The sequence below is a fragment of the Clostridium sp. 7_2_43FAA genome, from assembly GCF_000158375.2.
GTDB lineage: Bacteria > Bacillota > Clostridia > Clostridiales > Clostridiaceae > Clostridium > Clostridium tertium.
Window position 1 is genome coordinate 1,119,655 of record NZ_JH815222.1, and the last position, 13,503, is coordinate 1,133,157.

Below are 13,503 nucleotides of genomic sequence, written 5' to 3' on the forward strand. Positions count from 1 at the left end.
AAGCTTATCTTTATAGAAATTAAAGATAAGCTTTATTTTTTATTTTTTAAAAAATTTTGCTACTGTAAAAAAAATAATTATATGTTAGAATTAATAAGATATAAAAGTTTACATAAAGGGGATGGGAGGTAAATATGAGCAAAATAGATGAGATTTATAATGCTTTAAAAGAGTTAGAAGTAAAAAGTGATGAAGGAATAACAGCAAGTGAACTTAGTATTTTTATGAAGTTGGACAGGGCTAATGTAAGTAGATATTTAAATCAGCTTTATAAAGATGGAGTTGTTAACAAAGTAGAAGGCCATCCAGTTAAGTACAGCTGTGTAACTAGGAATGAAGAAAAAAAGTCAAAAGAAATTAAGAAAGCTTATAAAGAGATAAAGCGAAATACTCTTGATACATTAGTTGGGGCTAAATTAAGTTTACAAATGCCAATTCAACAAGCAAAAGCTGCAATATTATATCCTCCGAGAGGATTGCACACTTTAATTTTAGGTGAAACTGGTGTCGGTAAATCTATGTTTGCGGAAGCTATGTATAACTTTGCAATAGAGTCAAAGGTTATAGTAGAAGAAGCTCCTTTTGTTAGATTCAATTGTGCAGATTATGCAGATAACCCACAACTAGTTATGGCTCAAATATTTGGAGTAAAGAAGGGCGCTTATACAGGAGCTGATTCTGATAGAGATGGCTTACTAAAAAAGGCTCATGGTGGGATATTGTTTTTAGATGAAATTCATAGGCTATCTCCACAAGGTCAAGAAATGTTATTTACATATATAGATAAAGGACATTTTAGGGTATTAGGAGATACTGAAAAGCTTGTTCATGTCGAAGCACAAATTATTGCAGCAACTACAGAAGACCCTCAATCATTTTTGCTTAAAACTTTTAGTAGAAGAATACCTATGGTTATAACTTTACCATCATTAAAGGAAAAAAATATAAAAGAAAGATATTATCTACTTAGAGAATTTATAGAAAATGAATCTCAAAGAGTTTCAAAGAGTATTTATTTTAATAAAAATGCATTAATATCATTTTTATTATATGATTGTCCTAATAATATAGGCCAATTAAAAAGTGATCTTCAACTTTCTTGTGCAAGAGCATTTTTAAAATATAAAGCTAAAAATAAGGACTATATATTAGTTGATCAGGAAGATCTACATCAAAGAGTAAAAATGGGACTTATGAAATTGCAAGAATATAGAGATGAAGTTGATGAGATATTAAATAATATGGGAGATGTTCTTAAATTTTCGTATAGAGATAAAATTGCATTAATAGAAGATAGCCAAAACTTAGAAGAATTTAAAGAAGGAGCTATGTTTTATGATAGAATTGAACAAAAAATAGAAGAGTTAAAAAATGATGGAATAGAGGAAAAAGAAATTGATGAGATTTTAAATATAGATATAGAAAAATATTTTAGAAAATATATAAGAGACTTACCAGAAAAATTTAGAAAAGATGAAATATCAAAAGTTGTTGATGTTGAGATAGTAGATTTAGTAGAAGAAATTCTTTTATTTGCGTCTAAAAAGTTAAATAGAGACTATGATGAAAAAGTTTACTTTGGATTAGCTCTGCATATTCAAGGAAGTTTAGAGAGAATAAGACAAGGCATAAAAATATTTCATCCTAAATTAAACTTTATTAGAGGGGAATATGCTAGGGAGTTTATTGTATCAATGGAAGTTGCTAGCATTATAGATAAAAAATTTAATATAGAAGTACCATTAGATGAAATAGGATATATAACAATGTTTTTAGCAACTAATCCATATGAACAAGATAAAGCAAGAGATGAAAAGGTAGCTGTGCTAGTTATAATGCATGGACATTCTACTGCTTCATCTATGGTAGAAGTTGCAAATTCTTTAATAGGTGAAGAATACGTGCAAGCTTTAGATATGCCTTTAAGTATGAAGGCTGAGGATATGTATAAGATTGCTATGGAAAAGGTAAAAGAAATTCACACTGGAAAGGGAGTTTTTCTTTTAGTAGATATGGGCTCTTTAACTAACTTTGGAGATATGATAAAAGATGGAACTGATATTAAAGTAAAAACTATTGATATGGTTACAACCTTGCTAGTTATAGAAGCAGGAAGAAAAGCATTAAATGGAAGAGGTTTAAAAGAGATATATGAATCTTGCCTTGAAATTAAGAGATATGGAATCCAAGGTGCTGCATCAAAAATAGATCAAAAGGAAAGTATAATAATTACTTCGTGCTTTACTGGAGATGGTTCAGCACAAAGATTAAAAGAAATAATAGAAAACAATATAAATAGCAAAACTAATATTAAAATTCATGCGCTTAATATATTAGATAAAGATGATTTTTATAGCAATATAGAGTCACTAAGTCAAAAATATAATATACTTGCTATTGTTGGTGTTTTGAATACTTATGTCCCTAATATACCATTTATATCAGCAGCAGATATTTTATCCGGAGAAGGGATAGATGATTTAGAAAAGCTTATATCACAAGAAGAAGAGTACTATAAGATAGTAGAGAGTATGGAGAAACAAATAAATAATATTGATTCATACAAGCTTATAAGAGATATAAGGAAAACTTTGATTAATATAGAAGAACATTTAAATATTAAATTAATACATGAAGTGAAGATAGGTATATTAATTCATATTTGTTTCTTAATAGATAAGCTAAATAAAGGCGGAAAAGAAACACCTTTCGTAATGTTAAATGAATTTAGGCATTCAAACAATAGAGAGTTTATACTTATAAAACAATGTTTAAAACTGCTTGAAGAGAACTATAGTGTAAATATTGGAGAAAATGAATTGGCTCATATAGTTAAAATGGTAGTTAATAATAAGACATCTGTGTAAAAACAAAGATGAATATATATTGTTATTATTATGTGTGTAATGAATTGTTACACACTGAAGAATTTTATTTGTAATTTTGGAAGTAAGTAAATATGCGGTTTCAAGATAGATAATAAGTGGAATTTTTATGAGATTAAATTTGGCATTAAAATTGCTATTAGATATAGTGTAAGGAATTATATATATGAGGAGGTAATTTAAATGAAAAGAATATTACTTGTTTGTTCAGCAGGGATGTCAACATCTCTATTAGTTAGTAAGATGCAAGCAGCAGCTAAAGCTCAAGGAATCGATTGCACAATAAATGCTGTTGGTGAAGCAGAATTAAAGAAACACGAAAATGAAATAGATGTATTATTATTAGGACCACAAGTTAGATTTTTATTAAGCAAAATGAAAGCTAAATTCGAACCAATAGGAGTTCCAGTAGAGGTAATCAACACAGTAGATTATGGAACAATGAATGGGGAAAAAGTTTTAAAACAAGCGCTATCAATGAGCAGTAAGTAGCAATAATCGTAAAAGGGGTGTAACCAATGGAAAAAATTATAATGGATCTAATAATCTTTAGTGGTGAAGCTAGAAGCTATGCAATGGAAGCAATGCAATTAGCGAAAAATGGACAAATAGATGAAGCAAGAGAATTACTAGAAAAATCAAAGGAAACTCTAGGTAATGCCCATGCAACACAAACTAGTTTAATTCAAGGAGAAGCAGCAGGAGATAAATGTGAAGTATCACTATTATTAGTACATGCACAAGATCACTTAATGACATCAATAGTTGTAAAGGATTTAGCAGAAGAAATTATAGATCTTCATGAAAAGTTAAGTAAGGTGGAATATAAAAATGAATAAGTTAGGAATTTCAATATATCCTAGCAATGCCTCAGTTAACGAAATAAAGGATTATATAAGACTTGCAGCAAAATATGGCTTTAAGAGAATATTTACATGTTTAATATCAACAAGTGATAAAGACATTGATGTTGTTTTAAATGAATTTAAAGATATATTAAGTGTAGCTAATGAAAATGATATGGAAGTTATTGCAGATATAGATCCAACTGTATTTAATAAGTTAAAGGCATCTATATTTGATTTAAGAGTATTTAAAGAAATGGGGCTATCAGGTATAAGGCTTGACATGGGGTTTAGTGGATATGAAGAATCTGTTATGACATTTAACGAGTATGGGTTAAAAATAGAATTAAATATTAGTAATGGAACAAAGTATGTTGACAACATACTTTCTTATAAAGCAAATTTAAATAATCTTTATGGTTGTCACAATTTCTATCCACATATTTATACAGGTTTATCTTATGAAAATTTTATAAATTCAAGTAAGCAATTTAAAGAGTTAGGGATAAGAACTGCTGCTTTTGTGAATTCACCTTCAGCAGAACATGGACCTTGGCCGGTATCAGAAGGGTTATGCACTTTAGAAATGCATAGAGATTTACCGATAGAGGTACAAGCTAAACATTTATTTGCAATAGGCTTAATTGACGATGTAATAATAGCAAATGCTTTTGCATGCGAGGATGAGCTTAAAGCATTAAGTGAATTAAATAAGGAAATGCTAGAATTTAATGTTGAATTAGTAGAGGGTATAAGGGATTTAGAGAAAAAAATAGTTTTAGAAGAATTCCATTTTAATAGAGGAGATTCTTCAGAATATATGGCAAGAAGCACTCAAAGTAGAGTTAAATACAAGGGAGAAAGCTTCCCACCATACAATTTGGTAGATATAAAAAGAGGGGACATTTTAATTGATACGGATTTATACACTAGATATGCAGGAGAGTTACAAGTAGCTTTAAAAAATATGAAAAACACAGGAAAAACTAATGTTGTGGCAAAGATAGTTGAAGATGAAATCTTCCTATTAGATTATATAAAGCCATGGAGTAAATTCTCATTTAAACTAAGAGATTAAAAGGTTATTCTAGTGATTAAAAAGAATTCTGGCGCAACCAGAATTTTTTTTATATAAATATTTAAAATTAAAATAAAAAAAATAATAATATTAACATATTATTACACAAATGAATTTTTTATAAATTTGTGTAATAGAATTACACAGACTGAGAAAAATAAGTGTGTAAAAAAGTAGAGCTTGAAAGCTAGATATATCAAGGCTTTTAAGAAAAATAAGGATTTTAAAAACTTGGCACACAAATTGCTTTGTATATAGACAAGAAAACAATATCAAATAAAATTAAATGTAAAGGATTTTAGATAATGTTATTAACTGATTTACTCTATATAATGAAATTATGTTTAAAAAATATTCTAAGAGGAGATCAGTAAATATAAACAAAAATTTTAAGGGGGAATTTAAATGGAAAAATTCATGAACTGGATGGAACGTTATATGGTTCCAATAGCATCTAAAATAGGTGCTCAAAGACACTTAGTAGCTATACGTGATGGTTTTGCTACAATAATGCCACTTATGATTATTGGTTCTTTCGGACTTTTAATTCACAATTTTCCGATTCAATCAGTTAAAGATTTATTTGCAGAAGGACAGCCTTTACATTGGTTAGATGTAATTGCACTGAATGTATATGGTGGATCAATGTTCTTAATGGGACTGTTTGCTGCAATATCTATCGGATATGCATTAGGTAAATCATATGATGTTGATGGGTTTGCAACAGGATTAGTTACATTAGCATCAAGTTTAGTATTTACAAATATGTTTGCTTATAAAGCTCCAGTTACTTGGGGTGGATTTGATGCAGGAACACTTGGATGGGAACCAGGTATATTTACAAAATGGCTTGGACCATCGGGGCTAATTACTATATTAATTGTTACTTTAATTACAGGTACAATTTTTGCCAAGTTATCTCAAAATAAAAAATTAGTTATTAAATTACCAGATGGAGTACCACCTGCAGTATCAAGATCATTCTCAGCTTTATTACCAACTATGATAACTTTAACTTTAGTAGGAATAGTATTTGCTATTTGTGAAGCATTTGGATATGCAGAAGTTTATCTACATGTATATAACTTAATTTCAAAGCCATTAATGGGCCTTGCAAATTCTTTACCAGTATTATTAGGATTAATATTAATACAACAACTTTTATGGTTCTTTGGATTACATGGATCAAATATATTAGCACCAGTTATAAATTCTATATTCCTTGCTTTAACAGCTGAAAATATGGCAGCTATAGCAGCTGGTAATACAGAAGGAATTAATATTATAAATAGCCAATTCTTAGATTCATATGTTAACCTTGGAGGTTCAGGATTAACAGCAGCATTAATGATAGCTATGATAATTAAATCGAAGAGTGCAATAAACAAATCAATTAGAAATGTTGCAACAGGTCCAGCATTCTTTAATATAAATGAACCAGTTATCTTTGGTTTACCAATAGTGTTAAATCCAATATATATTATACCATTTATTTTAGCTCCAATGGTTTCAGCAGTTATAGCTTACGTATTTAGTGTAATTGGATTCGTTGCTCCAGCATCAGCAGTAGTTCCATGGACTTGTCCACCGGTAATCTCAGCTTTCTTAGCAACTGGTCAATGGCAAGGAGCGGTTGTAGCATTAATTAATATTGCAGTTTCTGTATTAATTTACTTACCATTCGTTGCTTATGCTGATAAGAAAAATTTAGAAAATGAACAAGCAGAGCTTGCTTGTGATCAATCAAGCGCCCTATAAATAATAATATAAAATAAAAAGCAAAAGGGATAGTTTTATTACTATCCTTTTTGCATAAATTTTAGGAGTTGGTATTATGAGAGAAGTTTTGTATAAATTTACACATTTATTTACTTATGCAACAGAAGATAAAAATGATGAAAGCGTTAAAAAAAGAAAATCACAAGCCGTTACAAATATTTGTGCAATAATAAGTATTTTATTATTATTATATTTATTAACAGGGTTAAATTAATAATTATTGAATTTAATAATATAAATAATTTATTTAAATAAGGGAAAGTTATTATTGAGAAAACTTAAGGAGGTAATTGATATGAAGTTTAAATCATTAATAATTCCTTTAACTATGGTAGCATTATTATCAGTGGGATGTAGTAAAAACGATAAAAATAACAATAATGCTAACGAAAATACACCACCCGTAACTGATAACAATGGTGGTACAACTAATAATAGTGGTACAGGCGAAAATAAAGCAGATATGGTAACATCTCCATCACGAGTTACTGATGAAGCAAATTTATTTAGAGCACTTGGAGAAAGTTGGATCGTCATATTAGAAAATGATGTTAATACTACAAAAGAAGTAGTATTAGATACAGGTTTTGAAAAGGCTGATAAAGATAATTCAAGTAAGATGGTGCCGGCATCACGTGTATTAGCATTATATAAAAATGGAGAAAATAAAGTAAAAGAAGCAGCATATACTTTAACTACACCTAAATTAACAATTAAAGATGAAAATGCAAAAATAGAAGGTGGAGTTGTTAAAGGAGATGTATATGTGGAAGCTAATGGAGTAACATTAGAAGATGCAACAATTGATGGTAATGTTTACTTTAAAAATGAAGAAGCAAAAAATACATTCCATATGGATGAGAAGTCAAAAGTAGCAGGAACTATGGAAGTTAAATAAATATTTTAAGGATAAGTGTATTAGCACTTATCCTTTTTTTATATAAATCTAGTAGGACTGTATATAAAGATACAGTCCTACTAGATTTTCCAGTGTTCTTTAAATTTAAGAACTTCATTTAAACTTTTAGTAGACATTTGTTGAGTTAACACTAGCTCATCTTCAAGTTCAGTCATCCTTTTTCCTAGAACTTGATCTAACACAGACAAATCGTCTTGGATTTTATCAATTACATTAAATTTCTCAGATATTATATTTAATACGTGAGTAATATCATTTTTAAATTTATCTTGGTCAGATTTCATAACTTGAACTTCGGTTTGAAGCAAGGCTAAGCTGTGGCTAGTGCTTAAGATAATATTCTTCATTTGATTTAATATTTTAGGCAATTGTTTAAGCATTTCATTTGTCTCTTGTAATGTGAGATCGCCATTGTCTTTTATGTTAGATGCTATATTTCCTAAATTTAAAACTTGATCTTCCAACATTTATCACCTCTTTATAATATATGCTTATAAATATATTAGGTACATATAAAATAAAAAAAGTCAAAATGATGGTTTAAATATGTATTAATTACTGGTTTGTAATTATTTATATTTTTCGAACTTCAATAATATAAATAATACATATGATAAGTAAGTTTAGTGCTTAATTAATCAATTCTATTAAAATAGAACTTAATTTATTGTATAATAGTATATAGGTCTAAAAAATAATATCATAAGAAAAAAAGTATATGATTTTTGATATAACTGTATTTATGGAGGAATCAATTTGGAAACTAATGCTAATATATTAGAAAAGATAGATTTAAAGATAAAAAAGCCTAAAAAGTTTATTGTTATTATGCATAATGATGATTTTACAACTATGGAATTTGTAGTTGCAATTTTAAGTGATATTTTTAATAGAAGTATAGAAGAAGCTAATAAAATAATGATGGAAGTTCATAAAAATGGTAAGGGTGTAGCTGGAATATATCCGTATGATATAGCTATATCAAAAGCAACTAAGGCAATGACCCTTGCTAAGGAAGAAGGATTTCCATTTAAGCTTACAGTAGAGGAGGAGTAAAATGGATATTAGTAAAGTAGTTAGAGATATTTTGCTTAGATCTTATAATAATGCAAAAGAAAATAAAAATGAATACGTAACACCAGAGCATCTATTATTTAGTGCGCTAGAAGAAGAGTATTTTATTGAAGTAATAAAAAAGTTAAATGGTGATGTTGAAGAATTAAAAAGCGATTTAGCAAGTTATATAGATGAGTATGTTGATAAAATAGAAGATGGAGAGCCGGAAGAAAGCTTTGGTATAAGAAATATATTAATTGTTGCAACTCAGCAGGCAGCTTTTAGCGAGAGAAATATTGTTGCATTAGAGCACATAATTGCAGCTATTTATGCTCTTAAAGATAGTTATGCAGTATTCTTTCTAGAAAAGCAGGGAATAAATAAGCAAGAATTATTATTTGAACTTTCACATAATAAATCAGAAGACGAAAATGTATCTAAAGATGCTATAAGGATAATAAGAGCAGAAAAAACTCATGAAAAGTTAAATAAAAGTATAATAAATAGTTATTGTACAAATTTAATTGATTCAGTTTCACAAGAAGAAAGTGATCCTTTAATAGGTAGAAAAGATATAATAGATAGGACAATACAAATACTTTGTAGAAGAACTAAAAATAATCCTGTTCATATAGGAGAGCCAGGAGTTGGGAAAACTGCTATAACATTAGGACTTGCAAAATTGATAAAAGAAGGAAATGTTCCAGATAAGCTTAAAAATGCACAAATATTTTCATTGGATATAGGTGCTATACTTGCAGGGACAAAGTATAGGGGAGATTTTGAAGAAAGAATAAAGCAAATATTAGATGAAATAAAAACTTATGAAAAACCTATAGTTTATATTGATGAAATTCATAATATAGTTGGAGCAGGAGCGCTAAATGGAAGTTCATTAGATGGTGGAAGTTTAATTAAAGGTTATTTACTAGAAGGTAAAATAAGATTTATTGGAGCAACTACCTTTGATGATTATAAGAAATACTTTGAAAAGGATAAAGCACTTATAAGAAGATTTCAAGTAATTGAAGTAAAAGAAACAAGTATAAAAGAAACTGTTAAAATACTAGAAGGTATAAAAGAAAATTTTGAAGACTACCATAAAGTAAAGTTTACAAATGAATCTTTAAAGGCGGCTGTTGATTTAAGTGCTAAGTATATAAATGATAGGTTTTTACCAGATAAGGCAATTGATATAATAGATGAGGCTGGAGCATATGTAGATATTAATAGAGAAAATTATAAAGAAGGAATAGTAGATGAAGGAGTAATTGAAGAAATAATATCTAAAATTTGTCATATTCCTAAGCAAACAATTGAAAATACAGAAATAGAATCGCTTAAAATTCTAGAAAGTGAACTTAAGAAAAATATCTTTGGTCAAAACCAGGCAATAGAAGAAGTTACTAGATGCATAAAAATGTCTAGAGCAGGATTAAATGATGATAATAAACCAGTTGCATCTATGTTGTTCGTTGGGCCAACAGGGGTAGGTAAAACTGAAATTGCAAGAGTTTTAGCTAAAACGTTAGGAGTTGATTTAGTAAGGTTTGATATGAGTGAATATGGAGAAAAGCATGCTGCATCAAAACTTATAGGGTCTCCTCCTGGATATGTAGGATATGAAGAGGGAGGGCTTTTAACAGATACTATAAGGAAGAAACCCAATTGTGTTTTACTTCTGGATGAAATAGAAAAGGCTCATTCAGATATTTTAGGAGTATTGCTTCAAGTCATGGATTATGCAACACTTACAGATAATAAAGGACGAAAAGCGGATTTTAGAAATGTAATAATAATAATGACATCTAATGCTGGTGCTAGAGATATTGGTAAAAATCTTGTTGGATTTGCTAGGGACACAATAAAAATGGAAGCAATAAGGGATGAAGTTAAAAGAGTGTTTACTCCTGAGTTTAGAAATAGATTAGATAAGGTTGTAGTATTTAATCAAATAAATAAAGAAATGGCTAAGGATATAGCACAAAAAGAGTTAAATAAATTTAAAGAAAAGCTTACAAATAAAAATGTTAACTTGGAATTTAGTGATGAATGTATAGATTTTATAACTGAAAAAGGATTATCTAGAGAATTTGGAGCAAGAGAAATTCTAAGGGTTATTAATTCAGAGATAAAAACATTGTTAGTAGATGAGTTATTGTTTGGAGAATTATCAAATGGTGGAAGATGTAAGGTAGTTATAAAAAATAATAAATTTAGTATAGAAAAGATAAATTAATATCTAAGTAAGAGTAGATGCTATAAATTATTAATGATTTATAGCATCTGTTTTATTAGTTTAAAATCTTATTATGTACACAAATAAGAAAAACATATATAATGGTATTTGTTTTTAAATGAATATAAGAGGTGACACAGATGGATAAGGATATAAGCAAAATACAGGAAGATATAATAAAAAAGGATATAAGAAAAGTTGAAAAGCTGTGGAAGGATGTAGAAGAAAATAACACCCTAGAGTATCATTTAGATAGAATGACAAAAGATGAACTGGTTAAGGTTGCCAGTAATTATTCTGTAAGAGGGATTACTTCATTAAAAAAAGCAGATGCAGTAAATAAAGTAAAAGATGGAATAATAAATAATATTGATTATGTATTAGAATTACTTGATTTAGATGCATTTTTATACTTAGAAGAAATAGTAAAATTAGATGGTAAAAAAGAATACTTTGGTTCAGAGCTTATCAATGCAAATTACTTTAGAAATAGAGGGATAATGTTTACTGGAATAGATCAGGGAAAGTTATATGTTATAACACCTAAAGAATTATGTGATATAATAAAAGATAAGTTAAATGACAATTTAAAATCTATTGCAAATAATAATTCTGATATTATAAAACTTTCTGCAGGACTTATATATTTTTATGGAGTTTTAACAATTGAAGAATTAAGTAAGATATTAAAAGAAGAATGTAACTTTGATTTTGAATATGAGAAATTCAAAAAGTTACTTTTAATTGGAGAAGAAGTAGGCTTTGATTATCAAATAGAGGAAGATCTTGTTTACCATATAGATGTTGAGGATCCTTTTTTTATAATTGAAGAAAGAAATAAGAATACAGATATAAATTTTGCAAAGTTTGATAGGAAAACTTTATTAAAAGCTGCAAAACCTGATTATATAGAAGAAAATAAGCAAGCAAATAAACTTGAAAAAGTATTAAATGAGTTATTTGTTATAGATAAAAATATCTTAAGAGAAGAAATAGATAGTTTTTCTATAGCTACAAAAAATGAAGCACCATTAGATGAAGCAATAGATACTTTCTTAGAAGCCTATGAAATAGAAAGTGAAGAAGAAAATGAAATTCTTAAAGAAGAGTTAAAGAAATTATCATTAGGGGTTAAAAGATGGACATTAAAGGGATTTACGCAAGGGGAAATTGATAATAAGAAAAAAACTATCGTAAATGAAGAGAAAATAGGAAGAAATGATCCATGCCCATGTGGAAGTAATAAAAAATATAAAAAGTGCTGTGGTAAATAAAAGGGGAGTTTAAATATGATTTTTAAATATTTAATATTAGGATGGGGAGTTATAGAGTTTATACTTGGAATAACTGTGTTATTAAAGAAAAAATTATTTTTACTAGGATTTATAGTTGAAAGTTTTTCGATTTTAAATAATGAATTTAATGTTTCAAATATAAAAGATATAAAAACTTTTTCGAGATGGATTGGGGAAGTTGTAGTGTTAGAAGGTTCATTATATATATTCCTAGCATCTGCATCTATATTTTTCGAAATGAGTGTAGTAATTATTATAGTATTTATAATTCTTATTGAAATATTTTTCTTTAATGTAATAAGCAAAGGAATCAGAAACTTTATTGAATAAATATAAATGAGGTAAAAAGATGCAAGATAATAGATATCTTTTTGACAATTATATTAATATTGCTAGAAATTTTGTAACAGAAAAAGAATATGTAAAAGCACTGAAGTTTTATAAAAAAGCATATAGGTTTGAGCAGGGAAGAAAAGATATAGAACTTATATTAGATATAGCACTTTTATATGACAAATTAGGTTATAAAGATTTATCAGAGGAAAAATATAGGGAAGCTATTTTAATAGAAGAAAAAGATGCAAGAGCATATTATGGACTAGGTGTTCTTTATGATGAAGATGGATTTTTAGAAGATGCTATAGAATATTATAAAACAGCTATTAATTTAGATAATAATTATGATAGAGCATATTTTTATTTAGCTAATGCATATGATGAATTAAGTGATAAGGAAAATGCTATAAAATATTATAATAAGACCTTAGAATTAGTACCAAATGATTTATGGGCAAATGCAAATTTAGGATGTATTTATGAAGAACTAGGAGAGTATTTTAAAGCTTTAAAATACATGAATAACGCTTTAGAAATTGAACCGAATAATTTTAGAGTTTTATTTAATATGGGAGTATTACTTAAAGATTTAGGAAGAGAAGAGGAAGCAAAAGAATATTATAAAAAATCTATAGAAAAAAACTTATATTATCCATATAGTTATTTAAACTTGGCAGTTTTATATAGAGAAAAAAATGATTTTTATAAAGCGATAGAAGTTATTACAGAAGGAATCAAAAATAATAATGATTCGAGCTTTTTATATTATAATAGAAGTTGTTTTTATGTTAATATAGGAGAACTACATAAAGCTTTTAATGATTTAATTAAAAGTATAGAACTAAATGATTTATTTTTTGAATATATGATAAAAGATAAAGAATTAGATAAATTGAGAAATTTAAATGAATATAATGACTATTTAAAAAGTAAGCTATAGTAGCTTGCTTTTTAATTTGAAAGAAGTTGTTAAAAAAGTAACAAAAAGATAAAAAAAAATAGAAAAATGTTAGTAATTTTAGGTAAAGTTTTGGCGCTTATAATGTTTATTATAAAAATTTTAAAATTTAT

At 27.6% G+C, this 13,503-nt stretch carries 13 protein-coding genes; 12 read left to right on the forward strand and 1 reads right to left on the reverse strand.

The genetic code is table 11. From position 1 onward, the window contains the following. The first annotated feature begins 134 nt into the window (after positions 1–134). The 7 genes from CSBG_RS06870 to CSBG_RS06895 all read left to right on the forward strand — a co-directional run bounded on the left by CSBG_RS06870 (position 135) and on the right by CSBG_RS06895 (position 7,485). Complete coding sequence (locus tag CSBG_RS06870; RefSeq protein ID WP_008678225.1) at positions 135–2,867, forward strand: sigma-54-dependent transcriptional regulator; 2,733 nt, start codon at positions 135–137, stop codon at positions 2,865–2,867. 201 nt (positions 2,868–3,068) lie between these two features. Next, positions 3,069–3,377 (forward strand): PTS sugar transporter subunit IIB, encoded by a 309-nt coding sequence (locus CSBG_RS06875; RefSeq protein WP_008678226.1) that lies wholly within the window; start codon positions 3,069–3,071, stop codon positions 3,375–3,377. Between the two features lie 26 nt (positions 3,378–3,403). Further along, positions 3,404–3,724: a PTS lactose/cellobiose transporter subunit IIA gene (locus CSBG_RS06880; protein ID WP_008678227.1), complete on the forward strand. Its 321-nt coding sequence runs from the start codon at positions 3,404–3,406 to the stop codon at positions 3,722–3,724. Beyond that, positions 3,717–4,808, forward strand: coding sequence for a MupG family TIM beta-alpha barrel fold protein (locus CSBG_RS06885; RefSeq protein ID WP_008678228.1), 1,092 nt, complete (start codon positions 3,717–3,719; stop codon positions 4,806–4,808). Before CSBG_RS06880 ends, CSBG_RS06885 begins: the two co-directional genes overlap by 8 nt. A gap of 405 nt (positions 4,809–5,213) precedes the next feature. Then, on the forward strand, positions 5,214–6,566 hold the full coding sequence (locus CSBG_RS06890; protein WP_008678229.1) for a PTS sugar transporter subunit IIC: 1,353 nt from the start codon (positions 5,214–5,216) through the stop codon (positions 6,564–6,566). A gap of 76 nt (positions 6,567–6,642) precedes the next feature. After that, on the forward strand, positions 6,643–6,801 hold the full coding sequence (locus CSBG_RS18230) for a hypothetical protein (protein ID WP_008678230.1): 159 nt from the start codon (positions 6,643–6,645) through the stop codon (positions 6,799–6,801). An 81-nt stretch (positions 6,802–6,882) separates the two neighbouring features. Continuing rightward, positions 6,883–7,485, forward strand: coding sequence for a hypothetical protein (locus CSBG_RS06895; protein ID WP_008678231.1), 603 nt, complete (start codon positions 6,883–6,885; stop codon positions 7,483–7,485). An 80-nt stretch (positions 7,486–7,565) separates the two neighbouring features. Here CSBG_RS06895 and CSBG_RS06900 read toward each other — a convergent pair whose 3' ends face one another. Further along, on the reverse strand, positions 7,566–7,973 hold the full coding sequence (locus CSBG_RS06900; RefSeq protein WP_008678233.1) for a hypothetical protein: 408 nt from the start codon (positions 7,971–7,973) through the stop codon (positions 7,566–7,568). A gap of 289 nt (positions 7,974–8,262) precedes the next feature. On the opposite strand from CSBG_RS06900, the gene CSBG_RS06905 reads away from it, so the two are divergent. The 5 genes from CSBG_RS06905 (at position 8,263) to CSBG_RS06925 (ending at position 13,372) form a co-directional block, all read left to right on the forward strand. Further along, on the forward strand, positions 8,263–8,562 hold the full coding sequence (locus CSBG_RS06905; protein WP_008678234.1) for an ATP-dependent Clp protease adaptor ClpS: 300 nt from the start codon (positions 8,263–8,265) through the stop codon (positions 8,560–8,562). A gap of 1 nt (position 8,563) precedes the next feature. Further along, complete coding sequence (clpA, locus tag CSBG_RS06910) at positions 8,564–10,801, forward strand: ATP-dependent Clp protease ATP-binding subunit ClpA (RefSeq protein ID WP_008678235.1); 2,238 nt, start codon at positions 8,564–8,566, stop codon at positions 10,799–10,801. A 140-nt stretch (positions 10,802–10,941) separates the two neighbouring features. Then, positions 10,942–12,075 (forward strand): SEC-C metal-binding domain-containing protein, encoded by a 1,134-nt coding sequence (locus CSBG_RS06915; protein ID WP_008678236.1) that lies wholly within the window; start codon positions 10,942–10,944, stop codon positions 12,073–12,075. A gap of 15 nt (positions 12,076–12,090) precedes the next feature. Then, on the forward strand, positions 12,091–12,426 hold the full coding sequence (locus tag CSBG_RS06920) for a hypothetical protein (RefSeq protein ID WP_008678237.1): 336 nt from the start codon (positions 12,091–12,093) through the stop codon (positions 12,424–12,426). Between the two features lie 19 nt (positions 12,427–12,445). Then, the gene (locus CSBG_RS06925; protein WP_008678238.1) at positions 12,446–13,372 is read left to right on the forward strand and encodes a tetratricopeptide repeat protein; all 927 of its coding nucleotides are present in this window, start codon (positions 12,446–12,448) and stop codon (positions 13,370–13,372) included. Positions 13,373–13,503: the final 131 nt, after the last annotated feature.

Bases quoted from the DNA above. Each gene is read 5' to 3' on its own strand.
- CSBG_RS06870 (WP_008678225.1), top strand. From the start codon at position 135: ATGAGCAAAATAGATGAGATTTATAATGCTTTAAAAGAGTTAGAAGTA.
- CSBG_RS06875 (WP_008678226.1), top strand. From the start codon at position 3,069: ATGAAAAGAATATTACTTGTTTGTTCAGCAGGGATGTCAACATCTCTA.
- CSBG_RS06880 (WP_008678227.1), top strand. From the start codon at position 3,404: ATGGAAAAAATTATAATGGATCTAATAATCTTTAGTGGTGAAGCTAGA.
- CSBG_RS06885 (WP_008678228.1), top strand. From the start codon at position 3,717: ATGAATAAGTTAGGAATTTCAATATATCCTAGCAATGCCTCAGTTAAC.
- CSBG_RS06890 (WP_008678229.1), top strand. From the start codon at position 5,214: ATGGAAAAATTCATGAACTGGATGGAACGTTATATGGTTCCAATAGCA.
- CSBG_RS18230 (WP_008678230.1), top strand. From the start codon at position 6,643: ATGAGAGAAGTTTTGTATAAATTTACACATTTATTTACTTATGCAACA.
- CSBG_RS06895 (WP_008678231.1), top strand. From the start codon at position 6,883: ATGAAGTTTAAATCATTAATAATTCCTTTAACTATGGTAGCATTATTA.
- CSBG_RS06900 (WP_008678233.1), bottom strand. From the start codon at position 7,973: ATGTTGGAAGATCAAGTTTTAAATTTAGGAAATATAGCATCTAACATA.
- clpA (WP_008678235.1), top strand. From the start codon at position 8,564: ATGGATATTAGTAAAGTAGTTAGAGATATTTTGCTTAGATCTTATAAT.
- CSBG_RS06915 (WP_008678236.1), top strand. From the start codon at position 10,942: ATGGATAAGGATATAAGCAAAATACAGGAAGATATAATAAAAAAGGAT.
- CSBG_RS06920 (WP_008678237.1), top strand. From the start codon at position 12,091: ATGATTTTTAAATATTTAATATTAGGATGGGGAGTTATAGAGTTTATA.
- CSBG_RS06925 (WP_008678238.1), top strand. From the start codon at position 12,446: ATGCAAGATAATAGATATCTTTTTGACAATTATATTAATATTGCTAGA.